General features: G+C 30.0%; 5 protein-coding genes. All 5 read right to left on the bottom strand.

Going from position 1 to position 4156, the window contains the following annotated elements:
* Positions 1 to 106: 106 nt before the first annotated feature.
* Positions 107 to 619 carry a hypothetical protein gene (locus tag DFQ03_RS00850; RefSeq protein WP_133671147.1) on the bottom strand — a complete coding sequence of 171 codons (513 nt, stop codon included), beginning with the start codon at positions 617 to 619 and terminating at the stop codon, positions 107 to 109.
* Between the two features lie 196 nt (positions 620 to 815).
* Positions 816 to 1331, bottom strand: a complete 516-nt coding sequence (locus tag DFQ03_RS00845) for a PIN domain-containing protein (RefSeq protein WP_133671146.1) — start codon at positions 1329 to 1331, stop codon at positions 816 to 818.
* Positions 1332 to 1343: 12 nt separating this feature from the next.
* On the bottom strand, positions 1344 to 2390 hold the full coding sequence (locus DFQ03_RS00840; protein ID WP_133671145.1) for a helix-turn-helix domain-containing protein: 1047 nt from the start codon (positions 2388 to 2390) through the stop codon (positions 1344 to 1346).
* 265 nt (positions 2391 to 2655) lie between these two features.
* Positions 2656 to 3183 carry a hypothetical protein gene (locus DFQ03_RS00835; RefSeq protein ID WP_133671144.1) on the bottom strand — a complete coding sequence of 176 codons (528 nt, stop codon included), beginning with the start codon at positions 3181 to 3183 and terminating at the stop codon, positions 2656 to 2658.
* A gap of 211 nt (positions 3184 to 3394) precedes the next feature.
* On the bottom strand, positions 3395 to 3991 hold the full coding sequence (locus DFQ03_RS00830) for a hypothetical protein (protein WP_208295878.1): 597 nt from the start codon (positions 3989 to 3991) through the stop codon (positions 3395 to 3397).
* Between the last annotated feature and the right edge of the window lie 165 nt (positions 3992 to 4156).

Genomic DNA, 4156 nt, shown 5'->3' with positions numbered 1-4156 from the left:
AGCTCAAAGAATCTGTTTTTTGAATCTATGAGCGTGGAATAATAATGTCTCAAATTAAGGAAGAATTTGTTTGTTTTTTACCTCAGTTCTTTGTTATGCACAGACTTTATTGTTTTTTCTTTTTAATAATTTCAGTTTTTTTTACTGCTTTATTTTTTTCAACTTTTATATTTGGGTTATTATTCTCATTATTAATTATTGGTCTTCCTTTACCTCCATTAAGAATTATTTCAAAAGGGAAACAAGCTGGACAATCGTTATAAATTATTACAGCAGGATCTTCCTTTTTATTTAAATTATGAGATTTGTGTTTAATTGCCCTTTGTAAGAAGTTTGCATATACTTTTAGAACATCATCTTTTGTTTTCAATGAGGATAAATCCTGTTTTGAAAAATTCTGTTGAATTTCTCTTGCTTTTAAATTTAGATATTCCAATTCAAGTTTATTAACTTCGTCAATCAAAGGATTGTTGTCAGTATTTATTATTGGTTTACTTGCTGGGTCTTTTTTTATAATTATATCAATTCCAGATATTGGGTCACTTCCGCCTTGTTTGTTTTGAGAAATACCAATCGTAGTAATCAATAATAATGTTAATAGTAAAGTTGCTTTTTTCATAATTTTATGTTTTTAGTTAGTAATTTTATATGTATTTCAATTTTTATGCCAAGTTCAGTTTTCAGTTTGTGCATAACGTGTTTGTGTATGATTTCGTTGCGTGTTTAAGCACTAAAGTTAGCAAATAAATCACAGATAGAAAGTCCGCGAGGACTTTCGTAAGTAGGCTAAAACTAGCAATGAATTATACACGGTGTTACCCAACGTATTTGTTTTGATTCCAGAAGTCAATTCTTTTATCAATCTCTTTTTTAGGTAGTCTATTATTTAATAAACTAAGTTGTTTAATTTTCTCAACACCTTCTTCAAAAGTGATTAATTCTTGTCTTAGAAATTCATCAAAAAGATAAATTATTCCTCTGACCTCTAAATTATCTTTACTAGCTTGTTTTCTTAATTTTCCATCTCCTGTTAATAATACACCAGATAGTTTTTTACTATAATACCAGACCGAACAATCTTCAAAACTTAATCCACTACTGTTTTCTAAAATTGTATTTATACCTTGAAAATCCTCAATTGTTATCGTTTCAATAATTCCAAGCTTTTTTAGAACACTAAGTTCTGTTATTGGTTCTCTTTGTTTGTCATTTAATTCTTCAATGACAAAGTCAGTCGTATGTAAATCAAAATTTAGTTTTGAAAAAGCTTCAAGAAGTTCGAGTTTAACTAAGTCTATTAAGATATTAGCATCATTAATTACAATTTTCATAATGCGTTTAACCTATATTAGTGAACTTTCTTTAACAGATTCAATATTCTTATTTAATAGAGAAGAAGCTTTACTTATCGAAATATTTTCTTGAGAAAGTGCTCTATAAACTAGCTGTTCAAACCTGTTAGATTTTTCAGGGGTTTCGAACCTTGAAGCATTTACCTCTCTGTCTAAAGATGGATTAAATCTAGTTCTTTTATAAAAATCAGTATGACGCTGTTTGCTTAGAATACCTGAGTCAACAAGTCTATAAACAATGGCAGGAATGCTAATTCCGTACTTTTTTTGAGTTGAAATTAATTCAGCCAGAGTTATATGGTTTCTTTTACCTCCAAATTCTTTGATTACAATTTCTTTAGGAAAAAGGAATTCAGCAGCAAACTTATTACAAAATTGTTCTTCTTGTTTAGTTTCACAATTGGGAAGGTTTAATAATAAATGCCCTAATTCGTGCAGAAGAGTAAATCTTTTTCGTTCTACAGGAAAATTACCATTAACTACAATTACAGGAAATTTATCATTAACATAGGTCGCTAATCCGTCAAATTTAGCATCAACATCATATAATTCAATCACTTTTATTTCTTTATCTTCTAAAAGTTGAATGATATTATGAATTGGGTCAATTCCAATTTTCCAATCAGTTCTTAGTTTTAAAACAGCTTTTTCAACATCTTCTATTTTGCTAATCTTGATATTAGCAATAGCATTTTTAAAACTATAATCTATTGATAGAGTATCTTCTAGCCAAATGTAATTTTCTAAGTTGATTTTTATTTGCTCCTTTAATGAACTTTGTTTCTTTAAAGAAAAAGTTGATTTTTTTCTGAAGTTTATTTCTCCTAATTCTACTTGAAAAGAATTAAAGAAATAGTCCATTTTTAAACCGAATAGTTTAGATAATTTTAAAAATTTTGAACTAGTCGGTATTGCATCTCCATTTTCATACTTACTAACCATTTGTTTAGACACACCCAATTCGTCCGCAACATTTTGTTGAGACAAACATTTAAGTATTCTTGCATTTTTAATGCGATTAGCAACTAAGTTTTTCATTTCGTATTTATTGGTTGACAAATCTACATAAAAATAATGAATTGTCAACTAATTTCAAAATTATTAACTAAGTTTTATATGTTGGGTAACGGTGAGGCTATGGCAAGTAGGGCAGGCAAGGAAACTTTTCGTTTCCGTCTGGTCTGCGAGCCAGAGCTTTTTGTTTTGTAATTATTTTTTCTTTTTTAATTGCCAAATCCAAAAGATTTGGCGGACTTGGTAAATAAGCCCAACCCATTAAATATAGCACTTTATGCCCTATTTGCTATAGGCATTGTTGTAACAAGTTTTTTTTCACGACTCGGAATACAGCCAGTAAAATACCTATTCCGATTGCCAATAAATTTAATTTTAATTTTTTACTACTTTGAATTTTATGGTATTCACTAATTCCATTGAACTTGTTCATTAGAAATATTAAACCTAAAGGAATTAAGAAGAAAAATAATGCTTGAAAAAAATCGGTCGAATCTTTAATACCTTCTTCAAATATGCTTTTAATTCCGTTTGTGATTAGAAACCAGTACCATCCAGTTATTAGAATCCATCCAGTTTTGTTTTTTAAAAAAAGACCTATTCCTAATATAGACGAAGCTATGGCTGCCGTAAAGACATTGGAAAACGCTAGTCCATATAAGATATTTGGGATTTCCAATCTTTCATTCCAGTTATAGAATGATTTAAGAAATTCATCAAATTGCGTTATTTCCCAAATCCAGATTCCCACCACCAAAATGAAGAGGAGAGAGTATATTCCAAGAGTGATATTTCTGGTGGTTATCGGTTTTTTCAAAATTTGTTACAACGGTGCGGCTAAGCGTAGTGCGGTAGCAAGGAAACTTTTCGTTTCCGTCTGCGCACGAAGCTAAAGCTTTTGGTTTGGTTTTATTTTTTCTTGTCCAAAGCTAAATCCATAAGATTTAGCGACTTCATAAATATACACAGACCTTTCGGTTTTGCCCCTAAAGTCCGCATTACGTTTAGGTTGTGTTAGCAAACGTATTTTAATATACTAAGGCTAAAACCAGTACTCGTCTTTCAACAGGACCAGTAATTTCCATATTATAATCCTTTATTCCTTGTAAAAGGCTACTAACAGAGGCATAACCTGAAGCTGCTGTATAAGTGTAGTATAAATTTATAAAAGGACTTTCGCTTTTAGCAGCCTCGAGTGCTTTAAAGTAATTTCCATAGTAGTTAAATTTTACTTTATTTTTTTCCAAAGCAAAGAGTGAATCTATTTTGACTGAATCTTTTGATTTTATAAATATTGAATCTTCATAACTTTTTATTTTTCCACTTTCGTCTTTGTAAGTCCATCTTGAAACTATTTCTTTTTCCTTAACCCATACGGAATCGGGATAATGATATTTTTCGTTTATTAACCCACTCGATATGTATTTCTTTTCATTCTCTTCCGATACTAATTCGTTTTTATTTGGAAAATTTTGCTGCGTAATTTCCACCATAAAATTCCAATAACTTTCGGATAAATCCGTGTTTGGATATTTTTTTGTTAAAAAGTTATTTTCAAAGTCCTCGGTTAGTTTAGTTAGTGTTTCACTTTTTTCGGGACCTAAAATCTTTTCAAATTTCTCCAAATCGGCTGAAGTGCTTTTACAAGAAGTCAATAAAAGCAAAAGGATAGAAATTATGATAAATTGATTCTTCATATGTTTGCTAACGGTCATGTGTATGATTAGTTGCGGACTTTTCCAACGGAAAATGTCCGCCCGTACCGAAGATAGTTAATTGCAAGGATTTCC

This window comes from Maribacter caenipelagi, from assembly GCF_004364175.1.
Taxonomy (GTDB): domain Bacteria; phylum Bacteroidota; class Bacteroidia; order Flavobacteriales; family Flavobacteriaceae; genus Maribacter; species Maribacter caenipelagi.
The sequence above is the reverse complement of the archived record's forward strand: the minus strand, read 5'-3'. Positions and strand labels throughout refer to the sequence as shown.

What these genes read in the sequence shown, in the direction of transcription:
- DFQ03_RS00850 (WP_133671147.1), bottom strand. Translation starts at nt 619, where the DNA reads ATGAAAAAAGCAACTTTACTATTAACATTATTATTGATTACTACGATT.
- DFQ03_RS00845 (WP_133671146.1), bottom strand. Translation starts at nt 1,331, where the DNA reads ATGAAAATTGTAATTAATGATGCTAATATCTTAATAGACTTAGTTAAA.
- DFQ03_RS00840 (WP_133671145.1), bottom strand. Translation starts at nt 2,390, where the DNA reads ATGAAAAACTTAGTTGCTAATCGCATTAAAAATGCAAGAATACTTAAA.